This window comes from Mycoplasmopsis bovigenitalium (genome assembly GCF_002356075.1).
GTDB lineage: Bacteria > Bacillota_I > Bacilli_A > Mycoplasmatales > Metamycoplasmataceae > Mycoplasmopsis > Mycoplasmopsis bovigenitalium_A.
This window is the reverse complement of sequence record NZ_AP017902.1, coordinates 546,822-565,893: the sequence shown is the minus strand read 5'-3', so window position 1 is coordinate 565,893 and position 19,072 is coordinate 546,822. Positions and strand designations below refer to the sequence as shown.

The 19,072-nt window shown below is 28.2% G+C and carries 21 protein-coding genes and 1 pseudogene; 21 read left to right on the top strand and 1 reads right to left on the bottom strand.

Annotated features, from left to right (window positions below):
* Window positions 1-9: 9 nt before the first annotated feature.
* From MBVG596_RS02440 to MBVG596_RS02365, 16 genes and pseudogenes are all read left to right on the top strand, one after another.
* On the top strand, window positions 10-312 hold the full coding sequence (locus MBVG596_RS02440) for a 4'-phosphopantetheinyl transferase superfamily protein (protein WP_096386774.1): 303 nt from the start codon (window positions 10-12) through the stop codon (window positions 310-312).
* 53 nt (window positions 313-365) lie between these two features.
* Window positions 366-1,058: a lysophospholipid acyltransferase family protein gene (locus MBVG596_RS02435; protein WP_225247163.1), complete on the top strand. Its 693-nt coding sequence runs from the start codon at window positions 366-368 to the stop codon at window positions 1,056-1,058.
* Complete coding sequence (locus tag MBVG596_RS02430; protein ID WP_096386768.1) at window positions 1,051-1,806, top strand: segregation/condensation protein A; 756 nt, start codon at window positions 1,051-1,053, stop codon at window positions 1,804-1,806. Before MBVG596_RS02435 ends, MBVG596_RS02430 begins: the two co-directional genes overlap by 8 nt.
* On the top strand, window positions 1,796-2,374 hold the full coding sequence (scpB, locus tag MBVG596_RS02425; RefSeq protein WP_096386763.1) for an SMC-Scp complex subunit ScpB: 579 nt from the start codon (window positions 1,796-1,798) through the stop codon (window positions 2,372-2,374). The genes MBVG596_RS02430 and scpB overlap by 11 nt, the downstream gene beginning before the upstream one ends.
* A 30-nt stretch (window positions 2,375-2,404) precedes the next feature.
* Window positions 2,405-3,274, top strand: coding sequence for a pseudouridine synthase (locus tag MBVG596_RS02420; RefSeq protein WP_096386760.1), 870 nt, complete (start codon window positions 2,405-2,407; stop codon window positions 3,272-3,274).
* The gene (locus MBVG596_RS02415) at window positions 3,262-3,564 is read left to right on the top strand and encodes an Asp-tRNA(Asn)/Glu-tRNA(Gln) amidotransferase subunit GatC (RefSeq protein ID WP_096386757.1); all 303 of its coding nucleotides are present in this window, start codon (window positions 3,262-3,264) and stop codon (window positions 3,562-3,564) included. Before MBVG596_RS02420 ends, MBVG596_RS02415 begins: the two co-directional genes overlap by 13 nt.
* Window positions 3,564-4,892, top strand: a complete 1,329-nt coding sequence (locus MBVG596_RS02410) for an amidase family protein (RefSeq protein ID WP_096386754.1) — start codon at window positions 3,564-3,566, stop codon at window positions 4,890-4,892. Before MBVG596_RS02415 ends, MBVG596_RS02410 begins: the two co-directional genes overlap by 1 nt.
* The gene (gene gatB, locus MBVG596_RS02405) at window positions 4,885-6,303 is read left to right on the top strand and encodes an Asp-tRNA(Asn)/Glu-tRNA(Gln) amidotransferase subunit GatB (RefSeq protein WP_096386751.1); all 1,419 of its coding nucleotides are present in this window, start codon (window positions 4,885-4,887) and stop codon (window positions 6,301-6,303) included. Before MBVG596_RS02410 ends, gatB begins: the two co-directional genes overlap by 8 nt.
* A gap of 64 nt (window positions 6,304-6,367) precedes the next feature.
* On the top strand, window positions 6,368-6,931 hold the full coding sequence (locus tag MBVG596_RS02400) for a thermonuclease family protein (RefSeq protein ID WP_096386748.1): 564 nt from the start codon (window positions 6,368-6,370) through the stop codon (window positions 6,929-6,931).
* 204 nt (window positions 6,932-7,135) lie between these two features.
* Window positions 7,136-7,573 (top strand): annotated as a pseudogene (gene rplK, locus MBVG596_RS02395) (50S ribosomal protein L11); the annotation flags it as partial.
* An 11-nt stretch (window positions 7,574-7,584) separates the two neighbouring features.
* On the top strand, window positions 7,585-8,277 hold the full coding sequence (gene rplA / locus MBVG596_RS02390; protein ID WP_004420999.1) for a 50S ribosomal protein L1: 693 nt from the start codon (window positions 7,585-7,587) through the stop codon (window positions 8,275-8,277).
* Window positions 8,278-8,339: 62 nt separating this feature from the next.
* A complete protein-coding gene (locus MBVG596_RS02385) occupies window positions 8,340-9,275 on the top strand; it encodes a hypothetical protein (protein WP_096386745.1) in 936 nt (311 codons plus the stop codon).
* Window positions 9,209-10,390, top strand: a complete 1,182-nt coding sequence (locus tag MBVG596_RS02380; protein ID WP_096385807.1) for an IS3 family transposase — start codon at window positions 9,209-9,211, stop codon at window positions 10,388-10,390. Before MBVG596_RS02385 ends, MBVG596_RS02380 begins: the two co-directional genes overlap by 67 nt.
* Before the next feature lie 123 nt (window positions 10,391-10,513).
* On the top strand, window positions 10,514-11,593 hold the full coding sequence (gene prfA, locus MBVG596_RS02375; RefSeq protein ID WP_096386742.1) for a peptide chain release factor 1: 1,080 nt from the start codon (window positions 10,514-10,516) through the stop codon (window positions 11,591-11,593).
* Window positions 11,593-12,303: a peptide chain release factor N(5)-glutamine methyltransferase gene (gene prmC / locus MBVG596_RS02370; protein WP_096386739.1), complete on the top strand. Its 711-nt coding sequence runs from the start codon at window positions 11,593-11,595 to the stop codon at window positions 12,301-12,303. The genes prfA and prmC overlap by 1 nt, the downstream gene beginning before the upstream one ends.
* A gap of 7 nt (window positions 12,304-12,310) precedes the next feature.
* Window positions 12,311-12,532, top strand: coding sequence for a phosphopantetheine-binding protein (locus MBVG596_RS02365; RefSeq protein WP_096386736.1), 222 nt, complete (start codon window positions 12,311-12,313; stop codon window positions 12,530-12,532).
* 53 nt (window positions 12,533-12,585) lie between these two features.
* Here MBVG596_RS02365 and MBVG596_RS02360 read toward each other — a convergent pair whose 3' ends face one another.
* Window positions 12,586-14,310, bottom strand: coding sequence for an ABC transporter permease subunit (locus MBVG596_RS02360; protein ID WP_148664015.1), 1,725 nt, complete (start codon window positions 14,308-14,310; stop codon window positions 12,586-12,588).
* Window positions 14,311-14,411: 101 nt separating this feature from the next.
* Between MBVG596_RS02360 and MBVG596_RS03770 the strand changes: the two genes are divergently transcribed.
* The 5 genes from MBVG596_RS03770 to MBVG596_RS02335 all read left to right on the top strand — a co-directional run bounded on the left by MBVG596_RS03770 (window position 14,412) and on the right by MBVG596_RS02335 (window position 19,039).
* Window positions 14,412-14,951, top strand: a complete 540-nt coding sequence (locus MBVG596_RS03770; protein ID WP_172412429.1) for an NUDIX hydrolase — start codon at window positions 14,412-14,414, stop codon at window positions 14,949-14,951.
* Between the two features lie 14 nt (window positions 14,952-14,965).
* On the top strand, window positions 14,966-16,417 hold the full coding sequence (locus MBVG596_RS02350; protein WP_096386730.1) for a phosphotransferase: 1,452 nt from the start codon (window positions 14,966-14,968) through the stop codon (window positions 16,415-16,417).
* A 53-nt stretch (window positions 16,418-16,470) separates the two neighbouring features.
* Window positions 16,471-17,202, top strand: a complete 732-nt coding sequence (locus MBVG596_RS02345; protein ID WP_096386728.1) for a nitroreductase family protein — start codon at window positions 16,471-16,473, stop codon at window positions 17,200-17,202.
* A gap of 104 nt (window positions 17,203-17,306) precedes the next feature.
* Complete coding sequence (locus MBVG596_RS02340; RefSeq protein WP_096386726.1) at window positions 17,307-18,218, top strand: RluA family pseudouridine synthase; 912 nt, start codon at window positions 17,307-17,309, stop codon at window positions 18,216-18,218.
* A gap of 8 nt (window positions 18,219-18,226) precedes the next feature.
* On the top strand, window positions 18,227-19,039 hold the full coding sequence (locus MBVG596_RS02335; RefSeq protein ID WP_096386724.1) for a hypothetical protein: 813 nt from the start codon (window positions 18,227-18,229) through the stop codon (window positions 19,037-19,039).
* Window positions 19,040-19,072: the final 33 nt, after the last annotated feature.

Below are 19,072 nucleotides of genomic sequence, written 5' to 3'. Positions count from 1 at the left end.
AATTACAATATGAAAATTGGAGTTGATATTACCAGTATTTCAAGGTTTAAACAGTTAACACCTGGATTTGAAAAACGATTTTGTCATATTGATGAATTAAAGAGGCTAGAAACGCAAGTTGATAAGGCTCATTATCTAGCAAGTTTATGAGCAATTAAGGAAGCACTTTTTAAAGCCGATAATTCATTGTGTTTTTTTGACAAAATAAATATCCAAAAAAATAACGGCGTGTGAGTATATAAAGATTGAAAAATATTAACCTCTAATGAACAAGATTTAGTTGTTGCATTTGTAGCAACAGATAAGGAGTAACAATGAGCTTTAATTTAAAGATGATATTTCTTTGATGACATTTTTTATGATGCATGTGAAGTCTTAAATCTCTTGCAAACAGATACAAAAGAATGCCTGAAGACACACCTCCACAGCTACGAAATGACCAAGTATTAAAAAGAGCTAAACAATTATTGTGATATTTCAATGTAAATATTGAAGTAAAAGGTTATGAAAACTTGCCAAAAGGACCTTCATTGTTATTGCCAAATCATAAGTCGAAAATTGACCCATTCATTGTTTTAGCAGCACTTGAACATAAAGACAAAAAATTAATCGGCAAAAACAGAATTCCTACATTTATTGCCAAAATTGAATTAAAAAGAAAGAAATTTATAAAATCAATTCTTGAAATATTAGACACATTTTTCATTAATCGTAGCAATATTCGCCAGTCAATAAAAACATTGGATGAGTTTGGCGAATTTGTAAAAACCAATAAAACATCAGGAGTTATTTTCCCAGAAGGCACAAGAGTTGACCAAAAGTCATTAGGCGAATTTAAAGCAGGCGCACTAAGAGTTGCTAAAAAATATTATTTACCAATAGTTCCAGTAGCAATAAGTGACACAAGAAAAGTTTTAAACAAAAACAGATGTAAAAAAATAAAAGTTAAAATCGAATTTTTAAAACCTATTAAACAAAATGAATTTATAACAATGGACAACCATGTTGTTTTAAATAAAGTTAAAAAGCAAATTGAAGAGAGATTATTAAATGGATAATTTATACATTAATGACAATAAAAAATTCGACATAAAAATTGAAAACTTTGATGGTCCTCTTGATTTACTTTTAAGCCTTGTTCAAGATAAACACAAGGATATCATGGATATTGATGTTGCTCAATTAGCTAGTGCATATTTATCAATTATTCAGGATTTGCAAGATCATGAAATTGATTTAGCAAGTGAATATTTAGTCATGGCAGCAACCTTACTTGCTTTAAAAACCAAAATGATTCTTTATACACCTGATGAAAAACCAGAAATTGAAGAAGACAAAAGAGAAATTTTAAGAAGACTTTATGAATATCAACAATTTAAAGAAGTTTCTAAAGCTTTGCGTGAACGCGAAGAATCCAGAAAAGAAATTTTCATTAAATCTCCGAGCGATATTGAAGAATTTTTAATTGATGATGACAAAACACAACTTGATGGTCATTCAAACCCATTGAAATTAATAACAATTTTAAGAAAAATGTTTGAGCGAACTTATGCTCAAAAGTTAAGAAAAACCAAATTAGATCACTTTCAATTAACACCACAAGATCAAATACCTTTTATACTCGATCTATTCAAAAAATACAATGAAGTTACATTCGAAATGATTTTTTCACAACCTTCAATGGATCACTTTGTAATTACTTTTATCGCAATTTTAGTATTAGTTAAATCTCAAAAAATTGTTCTAGAACAAAAAGAACAGTTCGGCACAATATCATTCAAAAAAGGACCTGATTATGAAAAATAATATCTTAGAAGCTTTACTTTATGTTCAAGGCGATGAAGGATTGAATCTTGAACAAGTTAAAGAAATTTTCAATCTAAATACAGTTCAAGAAGCCAAAAAAGTTATGAATGACTTCACAAAAGTCTACAATAATCAAGATGGTGCTTTAAAAGTTGTAATTTTCAATGAAGTTTACAAGCTAGCAACAAGAGAAACATACAAAGACTACATAACAAAACTAGTTCAAGTTGTTAAAAAACATCGTTTATCTAACGCTGCGATTGAGGTGGCTGGTATTGTTGCATACAAACAACCAGTTACTCGTTCAATGGTTAATAATATTCGTGGAGTTGCCAGTGAACAAGTTATGAACACTCTTCTGGCAAAAGGAGTTATTGAGGAAGTTGGAATTAGCCCCACCCCTGGAAACCCTGTTTTATACGGAATAACAAACAAATTTTATGACTATTTCAGAATTAGAACAATGGGTGATTTACCTAAACTAACAGAGTTTAACTATATTGATGGTGTTGAATCAGAAAACGAAGATGAATTTAACTTCTTCGACTCACAAAGATCAGATAATTAATAGTGGTTTTTACCACTATTTTGCATTATTATGACCAAAAATACATATATTGCAACAGAAAATGATGAGGGTCGCAAACTAATAAAATTCATAACTTCTATCTATAAAAAAACACCAAACTCAATCATTTACAAAACATTTCGCAAAGGCAACATAAAAATAAACTCCAAAAAAACCAAGGATCCAAACTACCTTATAAAAAATGGTGACGTTGTCGATGTATATGGCATTGACCAAAATGACATATTTTTAATTGAAAAAGTAAAAAACACTTACTCATTTGACATTATTTATGAGGATGAAAATATACTTTTAATCAATAAAGAAGAAGGTGTACAAGTTCATTCTTCACAGGACTCATTAGATAACCAAGTTTATTCATATTTAAATTTTAACCAAATAAACGCATTTAAACCTAGCCATGTTGGCAGACTAGACAAGTTAACAAGCGGTTTAATTATTTATGCTAAAAACTACAAAACATTAAAAATGTTGAATGAAAAACAAAAATATTTAACCAAAATATATAAGTTTATTCCGCAAAATTTCATTGCAGATAATTTATACCAATTCAATTTAAAAAAGAATGAATACGATAAAAAAATGTTTGTTTCAAAAGACGAAGATTCTAAAATATCATCAACAAAAATATGATCAGAAAATAACCAATATTTTGCCCAAATTTTAACTGGAAGAAAGCACCAAATTCGCGTTACTTGTGCTTCATTAAATGCACCAATATTGGGCGATACTAAATATGGTGGCAAACCTGCAAAAAGAATGTATCTACATTCATTTAAACTTATCTTCAACAACTTAACCGACCACCTTGAATACCTAAATAGAAAAGAATTTATTGCACTGCCAAAAAATTGAAAGGATAGCCCATGAAGTCAATAGATAAAGAAAAATTGTTCAGCATAGTTAAACGTCTAATGATTGAACCTAGCGAACAAGTAATAGACCAAATATTGCTTGAATGAGAACAAATTCAACAACAAATGAAAATTATGAATAAAATTGATACATCAAATATTGAGCCTCTTACTCACATTAATGAAACTCCATTAATTGATTTTTTGCGCGAAGATGTTGAAGATAATTCATTTTCAATTTCCAAACAACAAATACTTGAAAATGCTCCTGAAAAAGATGATAATTACATAATTACAACAAGGGTGGTTAAATAATGAATCTAATTGTTAAAGGAAATTTTGAAAACGCAAAAAATGAATTGAAAAATGATAAAAATAATTCAGTTGCATTTGTTTATGAACAAGCAAAAAGAGTTGGCGATGGATTGTTAAATAATGCAGTTTTTACAATAAAAGACATTTTTGCAACAAACGATGCAGCAACAACTGCATCTAGCTTAATTTTAGAGGGATTTAAGCCAGGTTATAATGCAACTTGTGTTCAAAAATTAATTGACGCTGGCGCGTTGCCAGTGGCAAAAGTTTATAATGATGAACTTGCTCTTGGAGGAACAGGTACTTTTAGTGCTTTTGGATTAATAAGAAATGTTAACGATAATGAAAGATTGGCTGGGGGTTCATCTTCGGGTTCAACAACAACACTAACCAAAAATATTTCTTTTGCCTTGGCATCTGATACAGGTGATTCAGTAAGGCTGCCTGCTTCATACAATTCACAAGTTGGCTTTAAACCTAGTTATGGTGCAATTAGTAGATATGGTATGTTTGCGTATGCATCAAGTTTAGACACAGTAAGTTATTTTGCTCATAATGTTAATGATATTGCTGTAATTTCGCAAGTGCTTTATGGGAAGGATTCAAAAGATTTCACATCTTTAGACATTGAAATAAGCAATATTAGCAAAGTAAAACCAAACAAAATTGCTTTCCTTGATATTGACAGTAATTTATTAGAAAAACAAGTTAGTGAGAAGTACAACGAGTTGATTAAAAAAATCCAAAATACTGATATTACAATTGAAATGGTAAAAGTTAATAAAGATTTACTGATGGCTGTAAAACCAGTATATGACATTATTTCTTATTCAGAAGCATCATCAAATTTAGCTAATTTAAATGGAATTGCCTTTGGTCAACGAAAACAAGGTGACAATTGAGAACAAATAATGACTAACACCCGTAGTCAAGGATTTGGAACAATGGTTCAACGCCGTTTAACTTTAGGTAGCTTCTTTCTTTTTTCAGAAAATCAAAAAGAACTATTTATTAAGGCTCAAAAAGTAAGAAGAGTAATCAAGCAATACTGAGATGAATTAAACTCAAAATATGATTTAGTTATTTATCCAGCAAGCGCAAATATTGCGCCATTTATTGACTCAAGCAAAAATAATTCATATGGATATATGGACTACATTTTGACTGCTTCAAACCTAGCAGGAAATCCATCAATAACAATTCCTTGAATTAAAATAAAAGAAAATTTAGGTGTAAATATTGCTCTTCAATCATCAATTTATGAGGACCAAAAACTCCTTTCACACGCCCTATGACTTGAAGAATTTTTAGGAGGCAATCATGAATAATTATGAAACAATAATTGGAATTGAAATACACCTAGAATTGAATACAAAAACAAAAATGTTTTCACCTGCAAAAATAGATTTTAATGCAGAACCAAACACAACTGCTAATCAAATTGACTTAGGTTATCCCGGAACTTTGCCATTATTGAACAAAGAAGCCGTTATTAGTGGTATTAAATTGGCTAAAGCACTAAAAATGGATATTGATACAGAGCTTCATTTTGATAGAAAAAATTACTTTTATTCAGATTTGCCAAAAGGATTTCAAATTACACAATTTTTTAGACCAATTGGCTCAAATGGTAAATTATTAATTGACCAAAACACTGGTTTTAGTGTTGAAATAGAAAGAATTCACCTTGAAGAAGATACTGCTCGTCAGCATCATGGAGAGGTAACAAAACTTGATTATAATAGGGCAGGAGTTCCGTTAATTGAAATAGTTACTACCCCTTGCATTAGAAATGCTCAACAAGCAGTTGCGTATGTTTCACAAATTAGACAAATCGCATTAGCACTTGGTATTTCCGATGCAAAAATGGAAGAAGGTTCTTTAAGAGCAGATATAAACATATCAATTAGACCAAAAGGCATTGAAAAATACGGAACAAAAGTCGAGATAAAAAACATTAATACTTTCAGAGGTATAGCAAAAGCAATCGAAAACGAAATTTCTGAGCAAACAAAAAAATTAAGAACTGGAGAAGTTATTCTTCAACAAACAAAACGTTTTGACCCGGAAAATCAAACAAATATTACAATGAGAACTAAAACAGGTGAAGTTGATTATAAATACTTCCCAGAGCCAAATATCCCAATTATCAAATTAAGTGATAAATTTATTAATTCAATAAAATTAAACGAACTACCTTGAGAAAAAACCACTAGATACGAATCTTATGGAATTCAAAAAATATATATTGACTCACTTGTTAATGATTTAGAACTGGCTCAATATTTTGATTCTATAAACTACGAAGATAAAGATAAGTTGTCTAAATTATTTTTTGCCGAACTAGTTTCGCTAGCTAATTCAAAGCAGTGTCACGTTATTGACTTAAATATCCAAGCAAAATTACTAGAACAAGCCATTGATTTAATGGATAAAGAAATAATTAGCGGTCGCTCATTTAAAAAATTAATACCACTTTTAGTAAATTTCAAAGGCGATATAAATACACTAGTTAAAGAGCATTCATTGGAACAAATTTCTGATACCAATACAATTGAAAAATGAGTAAATCAGATAATTTTAGAGAATGAAAAGGTTATTAATGAATACCCAGAAAGACCTGAAAGAGTTCTAAAAATGGTTCAAGGTTCATTAATGAAAATATCGGGTGGCCAAGTAAACCCAACTAAAGCAATTAAAATTGTTGAGGAACTTTTAAACAAAAAGTTCAACAATTAAATTGCTTTTTTTATTAAAAAAGTTTTTTTCTTAAAACAAAATCATAATAAATCATATAAAAAGTATGAACAAAATATTTAAACTATTATCAATTGCTTTTATCCCATTAGTTGCAAATTCGTGCGTAGTTTCATTTGCTAGAAAATCTAATCAATTGACCATTGAAAATTACACTATAATTGACGGAGATACAATTAGATATTTTGACAAAAAGAGCAACCAATTTAATTCAATAAGAATACTTGGAATTGATACCCCTGAAACCTTAAAAAAATATAATAAGGTTGCTAAACTTGAAAATATTTATGCTAATAAAGCAAAAAACTATTTATATTCAATTTGTTCCAAAAAGCCAATTCATATAGAAATACACTCTAAGGATAAATACAATAGGTTGGTTGCAATTGTCAAAAATTTTAAGAATAAGGATGTTGCAAAAGAACTAATTTCTGAGGGTTTAGCAAGAGTCAAATATATTTCTAAAACAAGAAATAAATTAACATATTGAAATAATAAAAATGAAATAATGAATTATTATGATGAATTAATTGCCATACAGTCAATTGCCAAAAAATCTAAAAAAGGACTTTGACAATTCAATGAAAATTTAGTTTTTGCAAAAAAATAATTTTAAAATCAAAAATATTTTAATTTACTTTTTTACTAATTTATTCATTTTGCTATTCAAATAGTAAAATTAATTGGATAAAATTATTTTTTTGCTCAATTTAATTTATATATATATAATTAAAAAGCAATTTATATTAAGTTGCCTCTAAACTAGTGGGAGATTTATATCGCTAGAACCACAATTATCGAAAGGATAAATATTATGGCAAAATCAAAAGCTGATATTGTTCGTGTTCGTAAATTACAATTTAAAGCCGGACAAGCAAAACCAGGTCCAGCACTAGCTGGTGTTGGTATCAACATGCCTGATTTTACACGTGCATTTAACGATGCTACACGTGATAGAGGGGACGAACCAGTTCCTGTACAAATTACTGTTTACAATGACAAGTCATTTGAGTTTAAAGTTTTCACAGCTCCTGCAAGTTACAAACTAATTCAAGCTGCTAAATTACCAAAAGGTAGTTCAAATGCTAAAACTACAAAAGTTGGTTCAATTACTGTTGATCAATTAAGAGAAATAGCTCAATACAAATTAGTTGACTTAAACACAGACGACATTGAGGCTGCTATGAGAACAATTGCTGGTACAGCAAGAAATATGGGTATTTCAATTGAAGGTTATGAAGAAGCTTCTAAAGGAGACAAATAATGGCTAAAGTTGGTAAAAAAATTAGAGCAGCTAGAGAATCATTTGATAGAACAGTTGCTTACGATTTAACAGAAGCTATTGAATTGGCAAAAAGAACTTCATACACAAAATTTGACGGATCAATTGAATTAGTATTCAAATTAAACTTAGACGTTCGTAAAGCAGACCAACAATTACGTGGTGCGGTTTTACTACCAAACGGTACTGGTAAAACTGTTAGAGTTTTAGTTGTAACAAATAATGCAGAAAAACAAAAATTAGCTAAAGCTGCTGGTGCTGACCAAGTAGTTGACGCATCAGCATTAGAACAAAAAATTAAAGAAGACGATTTTGACTTCGATGTTATGGTTGCTGACCCAACAATGATGCCAGTTTTAGGTAAATATGGTAAAAAACTTGGACCTAAAGGTCTAATGCCTAACCCAAAAACTGGAACAGTTACACCAACTCCTGAAAAAGCAGTTGAAGAACTTAAAAAAGGTAAAGCAAACTATAGAACTGACAAAGCTGGTATTGTTCATACACAAATTGGTAAAGTTTCAATGGAGACAACCAAACTTGTTGAAAACGCACAAACAGTAATTTCATTAATCAAAAAACTTAAACCATCAGCCGTTAAGGGTGCTTACATGCAAAACTTAGTTGTTTCACCTACAATGGGTCCTGGAATTAAAGTTAAAATTGAGAAATAATAATATCAAGCAATTTTTTTGCTTGATTTTTTATAAAGATTAATATACATTTAAGGAGCTTTATGCATTTTTTTAATATTTTATCAAATTCAAATTCAATAGATATTCCCAATAATATTCCAAGTAGACAAATGCCTTCATCAATTATTTGACTTGATTGCGTGTTTTTAATATTGCTGTATGTATTATTGATTTTTAAAAAGAGATATTTCACTGCACTATTTAGTTTATTTGGCGGAATTCTTTACTTTATAGTTGATTGAGGAATTTTCTATAAATTATTGGGATCGAGAGTTGTGCTTAATACAAATCCAGAAGCATTCTTATTTTGACTATCTATGAGTTATGGAACTACTAACTTTTTATTCATTTGACTAGCAATTAAAAAAGACAAATATTTATTGCATTTTTCGCTTTTAATATTAATTTGATGAATTTGTTCTGCAATGATTGCAAAAGGCTTACCGCATAAAGAAATCATAATTTGAAGAACAACAGGCAAGTACCACTGAGTAATGGCAATAATGCTAATAGTTGGTTACTTTGCAATCATTATTTATAATATTTTTACTAAAAAATCTCAATTACCAATATTAAGAATGCTTTTCATCGGCATCATTGTTCAATTTGCTTGAGAATTTGCGCTTTTAATTAATGGAATTAGAAAACCGCAATGAGGACCAATTTTAATAGATTCACTTATTGAAACTAATCTTGGTATTCCATATATTTACCTAATTTACAAGTTTATCTCTTCAAAAATAAATGATGATTTAACAAAGGTTAAAAAAGTTGAAAATCAGCCATATAAACCAGGACAAAAAAAGTTAACACTGAGGTGTTGGCTTTTTTGTCCGAGTTTAAGGGGGAGGCTAACACCAAAAGTGTTAGCTTTTTTAAATTTTCAAATGCAACAAAAAGGAGAATACAAATGTCAAGACACTTTATCAAAGAAGAGTTTGATATGATTTATAAAATCTACAATGAATTTGGGTTAAAACAAACAATAAATTATATAAATGATATTTCGCCAGACACAAATTTTATAACGAGAAAACATCTACTTGAAAGAATCAGAAAAATTATAAGATACTATAATAATGGTATGCAAGATCAATTATTAGATAAAAAGGGTGCGAACAGAAAGCCAGGTAGTGGTAGACCTAAAAAACCAATCGAACCCGATTGAAACGAATTCACAAAAGAAGAATTAATAGAAATAGCTAAGAGATATTACGAGATCAATAAAAATAAATCAAAATCAGGAAAACTTAGTGAAGCTAAAAAACTAAATATTCCCTACAGTAAATCTGCAAAAATTTTTAATGTATGCAGACAAGCAGTAGCAAAATTTAAAACTAGAGTTATAAAAGTAAAGGAACACAAAAACGATGCAATAATTAGAAAATCCTTTCTTGATAACAAAGGTAGATATGGTCGCTTAAGGTTGAGTGCTTATATTTCTATGAAATATAATATTTACATTAACCCTCGAAGTCTTGGAAGAGATTTAAAAAGATTGAATTTAATATGCAAAATTAGAAAACAAAGAAGAAAGAGCGAAATTAAGAACACTAAATTCGCTTTGCCAGATATTGTTAAACGCGATTACAATGACAAATTAAACAGAAATATTTTCGCTACCGATGTTTCATATGTAAAAGCGCCAAGAGATGTTAAGGATAACCATGTATTTTTGTCTGTAATAATTGAGCATAAAACTAAAAAAATCAGAGATTTTAAATTATCTGTAAACAATGATATTGATTTAGTTATGGATAATATAAATACATTTATGTCTATCGATAAAGATTTTATTATTCATTCAGACCATGGATTTCAATACACTTCAAAAATCTATATTGACAAAATAAATAAAATGGGAGGAACTGTTTCATTATCCCGTGTAGGAAATTCTTTGGATAATAGGGAGGTTGAATACTGATTTTCTATTATAAAAAGCGAATGTTTAAATGAATTAGATTACAGTAAAATAACTTTAGAAGATCTGAAAAAAATAATTGCTGATTATATATTTTGATACAACAACTATAGAATTCAATCAATTTTAAATTGAAAAACACCACAGCAATATGCTATGATGTTAAAATAATATTAAACTGTTAACTTTTTTTGTCCTAGTTTAATAAAGACTGATTTTTTATTGATTTTGGGAAAAATCACAATGTTTAAAAAAAATGTAGTTTAAATTGTCTATGGTTTATAATTTAAAACTATGGAACAAACAATGTATAAATCACTTGTCGGAATTAAGTCAAAATATGATGAATTCGCAACAAAACTTAATGATGAAGCAGTAATAAACAACATAAAAGAATATACAAAAATCAATAGAGAAATGGGCAAAATTAAGGATATTGCAAGTACTTTTGCGACCTATTTAAACCTTGAAAAAGACCTATTATCAGCAAAAGAGATGCTTTCTTCAAAAGATGAAGAAGAAATTTTATTCGCCAAATCAATAATTGAGGAAAACGAATCAAAATTAATTGAACTTGAAGCTGAATTGAAAATATTAATTTTACCTAAAGATGAAAATGATGACCGCAATGTTATTATTGAAATTCGAGGAGCAGCTGGCGGCGACGAAGCCAATATTTTTGCTGGTGATTTGTTTAGAATGTATACAAAATATGCTGACGAACTAGGCTTTAAATATAAAACAATTTCTTCATCTGTTGCAAGTGCAGGTGGATTTAGTCAAATTGTTTTCATGGTAAAAGGTGAAAAGGCATATTCAAAATTAAAATTTGAAACTGGCGTACATAGAGTTCAAAGAATACCCGCAACTGAAAGTTCGGGGAGAGTCCACACTTCAACTGCAACAGTTACAGTTATGCCAGAGTTAGATGATAGTATCGAAATTGAAATTAAAGCTTCAGATATAACTGTTGATACATTCCGTTCATCAGGGGCAGGTGGGCAAAGTGTTAACACAACCGACTCCGCTGTTAGAATTACACATATTCCAACAGGAATAGTTGTAACTTCTCAAGATGAGAGAAGTCAAATAGCCAATAGAGAAGCGGCAATGAATGTTTTAAGATCTAAAATTTACGATTTAGAAATGCAAAAGAAACAAGATGAAGAAGCCGGTTATAGAAAATTAGCAGGCCATGGTGATAGAAGTGAAAAAATCAGGACCTATAACTATCCGCAAGATAGGGTTACTGACCATAGAATTGGTTTTTCTACTTCTTTAAAACAAGTTATTGAAGGAAAACTTGAACCAATTACTCAAAGTTTACTAACAGAAGAACAAAATCAAAAAATTGCTGCAAGTGGTCTTAAATAATGCCAACAATTGAGAATTTATTACAAGAAAAACGCAGATATGGACTTGAATTATCTGTCAATGAACAAGAAAAAAAATTATTAAAAAGTGGTATGCCAATTCAATATATCATGGGATTTATTGAGTTTTCAAATACTAAAATTTTACTTAATAAAAATGTTCTAATTCCTCGCTATGAAACAGAGGAATTAGTTTGAATTATTTTGAATAAATTTATCCAAAACAATTCAAATTTCAGTGTTTTGGACTTATGTTGCGGTTCAGGATTTATTGGCTTATCAATCAAAAAAAATGCTAATAATATTAAATTAACAATGGCTGATATAGATACAAACGCTATTGAACAAACTAAAGAAAATTTAAAAGTAAACAATATTGATGCAAATGATGTTGAAATTGTCCAAAGTGACTTGTTTACTAATGTAAAAGGCAAATTTGACCTTATTATTTGCAATCCACCATACTTAGATAAAGATGTTTTATTAGAAAATAATAAACAATTATTGTTTGAGCCTCAACACGCTCTGTATGCTCCAGAAAAAGGTTTTTATTTTTACCGTAAAATACTTAAAGAATATAAAAAATATTTAAAAGATAATGGCAAATTAATTTTTGAAATTAATCCATTACACGAAGACATTTGAAAAAATATCGAGGGAGTTTCAATGATAAAAGATATTAATAATAAGTATCGTTTTGTTATTGTATAATAATCTTATGAATATTAAAGATTTAGTAATTTCTCGAATTCAAAAGCACACAAAAACACAAGTGCACATGGATTCATTATTAAAAGAATTAAAAATTGATTCATTAACTTTGGCGGAACTAGTTTTTGAACTTGAAGAAGAGTTAAAAATTAGAGTAAGCGACGATGAATTAATTAATTTACAATCAATTAGCGATGTAGTCGCATTGATCGAAAAAACAATAAAATAATCTGGTTCTCCAGATTTTTTATTGTTTTGAAGCATAAATTAAAACTGGCTTTTTTAAGCCAGCATTTTTTTAATTTTTTGATTTACTTTTTCATCTCATTTTCTTAGCGCAAAATATTTTAATGAGCTAAAGAATGCAACTAAGATTATCATAACTGTGCAACATTCGTATGATGTTAAAAGTGTCCCGGGTTCTTTACTTAAGAACGCTTGCATCATTCTTGTAGTTAGCGTCATCTCTGAATAAAACAAAGAAAATCTATCACTATTGTGTGTACCAGTTGTTATTAATAGAGCCGAAGTCTCAGCTAAAAACATCATAAATACAGTAACAATTGAAGTTATTATCATAACAACGATGTATTTAATTTTAATTTCCTTGCGAATTATTTGGTAATCTATCCCTTTATTAAAAGCAACTTTTACGTATTTTTTATCAAGTTTTTTCAATTGAGTTGCAAAAAACGAATAAATAACTGGCATAAACATAATTGAAACACTGATTACCCCAGCTAAAAGCGAAGCTTTTTCCGTTGCATCAAGAGTTAGATTTAAAACATCAATGATGAAGAAATAAGAAAACAAACCATAAGCCACAGAAGGAACACCACGAGTAAATTTAAGTAGCGAATTTACAAAATTCGAAATAACGCTATTTTTATGTTTTTTATTAAAATAAATAGCGGCAAAATAACAAAGTGGAATAACAAGAATTGATACAAAAATTGAGGCATAAAGAGTTGTTGCAGCGCTTCATATTGTAGAATCTGGCTCAAATGTTCAAATTGTTTGATGCTTAAATAATGTAATTAAACCCTTGATGAATAGTGCTAATATCATAATTATTAGTATGGAAGTTAGAAATACAAATGTTACCAATTCAATTGAAAAATGAATCTTTTCATATGTTTTAAGTTTATTATTAACTTCATATTTATGAACTAATTTATCCGCTGTGATTTCGCGGCGAATTGGTTTATTTAAAAGGTGGAATATAACATTTACAATTGTAATAAACAATAATAAAAGCAGTGTAAGTGCATATGAAAAGTCCTTAATGTTGGCAACATCTTTGTTTGCAACAAAGCTTGTAGTTATAAGTGTTGCAGCTGGTCTAGGATTTGAAGTTAAAAAACCTCAAAAACCATTTGTAAAACCACTGAAACTATTGTTGCTTTGTAGAATAAATCCTGCCGCTGATGCTTCAGCAACAACCTTAAAAAAGGCTATAAAGGCTATATCTATTATTTCTTTTCGATAATTTTTAAAAATAATTTTATGAACTATAAAACTTGTTTTAAAACCATGAGTATTTAAATATCTTAAATCGTGGACTTTTACGCCTTGGAATAATTTATTAAGCAAATTGGTAACAGTAGCAGAATTAAGAAGTATAAACATAAGAACTGCAGTAATAATGTTAAAGCCGTTTTCTAGTCTAAAAACTATTTTTGTAAACTCGGAAATGAATTGATGAGCAAAAAGAGCAAAAATTAATGATGAAAGTCCGCCAATAATCTTATAAAAGAACCTTGTATACATTTTAAGAGTTGATGGTAATCGAAAATTAATAAATACAGCACAATTAATTGAAATAAATAAACTAAATGGCAATGTAAAAACAGCTAAGACAAGAGAAATAAATAAACTTCCAAAAAGTCCACCTTTTACACTAAAAACACTATTATCTAAATTGATATTATCGACAAATAAAGCTCTTGTAAATTTATCTCAACCAATGAACGCACAAACACCAATTAAAATAACAAAAATTATCAAAAATATATAACCCGCAATTTTATAGGTTATATTCAACGGTTTTTTTGTATAAAATTTCCAGTTTACATTATTTTTCACTATTATAAGTATAATAGATTATTATGAGTATTCGAGAAATTTTAGACATTTATGATGACAATCGACAAGTAACGGGAAAAACAAATATTAGAGGTGAAAAGCTAGATTATAATGAAAATAATTTATATGTTTTTCTTTGTATTTTCAATTCAAAAGGTAAATTATTGATTCAAAAACGCTCTAAAAATAAAAAATATTATCCAGGTATTTGAGACTTAAGTGTGGGCGGAGCTGCTTTAAGTAAAGAATCTCCTTATCAAGCAATAATTCGTGAAACAAAAGAAGAGTTGAATATGGATTTAGTTTTAGAAAATAAAAAGCCATTTTTCTCAATAAATGTAAATAATTTTATCTGTGATTATTTTGTGACTAATCAAGATATCAAGATTGAAAATATAGAAATAAATGAAGAGATTGAGCAAATAAAATTTGTGGATAAACAAGAATTATTTTCGATGATTGATAGCAATGAATTTTTACCTTATCATAAATCTTTAATTAATTTTATTTTTGAAACGCACAAAACACCAAACACAAGAATGTCTGATACAAATATTATTTAGTTATAATTAAAAATATGAATAAATATTTAGATTTATTGAATCATAAAGTTGATAAAGATATTTTGCAAGATTTAAGTGATATTGAATTCAAATATGAGGGTTTTCACAATGTTACATTTAAAGCAAAATATAAAAATATTTTTTGCCAACTACGTGTCCCTACTTCCAATTTAGTTAATCATGAATTTGAATCAGATTTCTTAACAAATTTACCCGATGTTTATTATTATAAAAAAGGCGTTTTAATTAGAAAATGATTCGAAGGAAGCACAATTGAAAATATTGAGTTAAATGACGAATTACAAAGAAAAATAATTCAAAAAGTTAAGGAATTTCATGCTCAAAATATTAAATTACCAACTATTGATTTATTTTATTATGGAAAATATTCTTGCAAATATAAAAGATTAGTAGAAAAATATTCAGACCCTAAATATTTTGTAACAGCACATTGCGATTTAAATTTAAAAAACATATTAGTCGATAGTAAAGGCAATGTTGAATTAATAGACTTTGAATGAGTTAGAAAAGCTCACCCCCTTTTCGATGTAATCAGTCTGTCTAAAATTGGTTTTGATAAACAATTATTAAAAGAATTGTTTATCATTACGGATAAAGAATTTGACGAATTTCAATATATTTGCAATTCATTTGATAAAATGGCTTATGCAAAAAAATACAAAAAAATGCTCTTGAACAACGATTTAGAGCAAATATCAAAAGGATATACAAATAAGTCTTATAAATTAAATAATTTATTTATTCAACATAAACGCAACAATAGTTTTAATCATTTAAATAAACTTGAAATCTTTAATAATCTAGATATAGTTGAAAAGGTCATATATGAAGATAAAGATGTAATTATCCGTAATTTTATTAAGAATAAAGATATTGATTGAGGTTTAAAAAAGAATAGATTAATGCTTGCTCAAACCATCGCAAAACTTCATACATCAAAAATTAAGTTAAAAAACAATCAAATTTACAGCAGAATACAATTTTATGTTGAAGAGTTAAAAGAACATAAAAAATTCAACGAAGTTTTTGACCAAAACACTCAAAATTTAATTCAGGAAGCATCAAAATTTCTTAAAAATGAAGTCCCTAGTCACAATGATTTAAATAGGGAAAATATATTGTTGACAATTAACAATAAAATTAAATTAATCGACCTAGAATACTCATCAATGAATTCTAAATATTTTGACTTAGCATACCATTGTTCAGATATTGATTATGACGAACAAACGGAAAAAGAATTCATTTTGAACTATGCAAAAAATACAAATTTTTCAATAGATTTTGATGAGTATTTTGCAATAAAAGCAATTGTGAATTTTTATGGAATAGCATGGTCGCTAACTTTCAACAAAGACTTCAATTTTGATTGACTAACAAAACACGTATTCAATAATCTTGGTAAACTTAAAAACTTTTATGAAAAAAATCTTAAAAATTCATAGACTTTCAATTGATAAATATAAATAAAATATAATTTTTTTATAAGGAGTTGCAAATGGATTTTATTAATAAATTAAAACAAAGATATTCTGTTAGAGAATATGACACTGAAAACAATATAACCGATGAACAATATAAACAAATAATTGAAGCAATTAACTCAGCACCAACTTCATCAAATTGACATGCATCAAGTGTTATTGTAGTAAGAGACAAAAAAATATTAGCTCAACTTGGTGAAGTAAACAAATATACTGGTGCGATTAAAAGTTGCGATATATTCTTGGTATTTTTAGCTGATTATAACCGCGTAAATATAGCAAAAAACACATATACTGAATATCAATACAATAACCATTCATCAGAATCATATACTGTTGCGGTTGGCGACGCATTTATTCAAGCAACAACCGCTCAAGATGCAGCTATTTCTTTAGGATTAGGAACATGTTTTTTAGGACTAACAAGAACTATGGTCAAAGAATTAAATGAAATCTTGAATATAAAAGGTCAAGCTGTTCCTATTATTGGATTAACAATAGGCAATATTAAAAACAATGGTCTAGTTAAACCAAAAATGAATCGTGTGTTTGAAAATAAATATGATTTTGACCGATTGAATTCAGATATCAATGAATATGACAAATCTCTAATCGCTCATTTCCGAAAATTAAATCCTGATAAAAAAGCTTGAAGTTATAAAGAAGCAACAATTAAATCGGCTTCAAGTTACAGAATGGATACAAAATTAATTGAAGAAATTTGAGAATTAGAACTATCTAAGTAATGCAGTAAAAACTGCATTTTTCATTGAAAAATTTACTCAAAATTTCAACTATTCTATATCAAATATCAATTTTTGATATTAAGATTTAATATATAATTTTAAATATGCTTAAATTAGATGTAAATTATAAGGAAAGAATTGATAAATATATTTCTGATAATTCTGAAATATCTCGTAATGATGCTAAGCAACTTATTTTACAAGGAGCTGTATTTTTGAACAACAATTCTATCCCAGTTAATAAACCTAATTATATTGTCCAAGAGGGCTGAAATATCACAATTACAAAGTTGATTGAAAAAGAAACAAATATTGTTCCAACAAAAATGGATTTAAACATTGTTTATGAAGATGAAGATATTGTAATTTTAGATAAACCAACAAATCTGGTGGTTCACCCAGCGCCCGGTCACTATGAAGATACATTAGTCAATGGTTTGTTGCATCATTTTAAAACGCTTTCAAACGAAAATGGTTTATTAAGACCAGGTATTGTTCATCGAATTGATAAGGAGACAAGTGGGCTTTTAATAATTGCTAAAAATAATGAAACTCATATAAAACTTGCAGAAATGCTTAAAAAACATGAAATTAAGCGTAGTTATATCGCTATTTGCGATGGATTAATTGAAAATAAAATAACAAAAATCAATTTACCAATTAATCGACATGTTAATGACCGCAAAAAAATGACAGTTAACAAAGACGGCAAGGAATCAATAACAACTGTTTACCTATTGAAACATTTTTATATTGATAAACAACCAAAATCACTTGTTAAATGTGAATTGCAAACAGGTAGAACACACCAAATAAGAGTTCACTTAAAATATATTGGACACCCTGTTTATGGAGATAGTGTTTATAATAAAAAAGTTGATGAATTTAATCAGCGTTTGCATGCCTATAAACTAGAATTTATTCACCCAAACACACAACAAAACATTAAAGTTTTTGCAGCTATACCAAACGAATTTAATGTAGCTGACTTTGATTTTCAACTTATTAAGGATTAGGAGAATTAATGAAATTAAATGATTTTTTTAAAATACATGACGAAAGTAAACTTTGAGGTTATGAAAAATCGAAGTTTAGAAACTTTATCATTGGTTCATGTTCAGTTATAGCTCTATTACTTTGCTTAATATTGGCTCAAAAAGGTATTGAATTGTATTCTTATCTTAAAAAACCTGATAGTAGGGCTCTTATTAGTTGAATTCCATTTTCTCTTTTAATAATTGGTCTTCATACTTATGTATCAGTAACATTTTATTTAGGTGTCACAAAAAGTTATAAACATAAATCATTTGCAAATCTTAGTGGCGGCTCGATGATGTTTTATGGGTTTATGGCATTTATTTGTGCTATTGAATTAGTTTTTACCTTATCATCTAGATTAAATAAATCAAACACAGAGCTTTCAGCAATGGATATTACAACCTTAGTATTAAATATTGTTATAAATCTTTCATTTTTTGTTTCATATTGAGCTGTAATTCGACCAACACGTACAATATATTCAATTTTTGTGAATGCTAAAAAAATGACCGAACTAAACCAACTATTAAGCAACAACACAGAAATGTCAAATATGTTCAATATGATGGGAATGAATATTCAGCCTAAAGAAGAAAACTCAACAAATACAAATGAAGAAAAAGCCCAAATAATTGACACAAAAAATGAAGCTCGCAAAGCTAATGTTGATAAATTATTAAATTTACCAAACAACCAATTATTTAAAATTGCACAACATCTTTCAATTAGCGGCTATGACAAAATGTCAAAAGAAGAATTAGCAAACTTAATTGTTGATATAACTGAAAAATCAAAATAATTGTGGTCATCCACAATTTTTTATAAGGAAAAT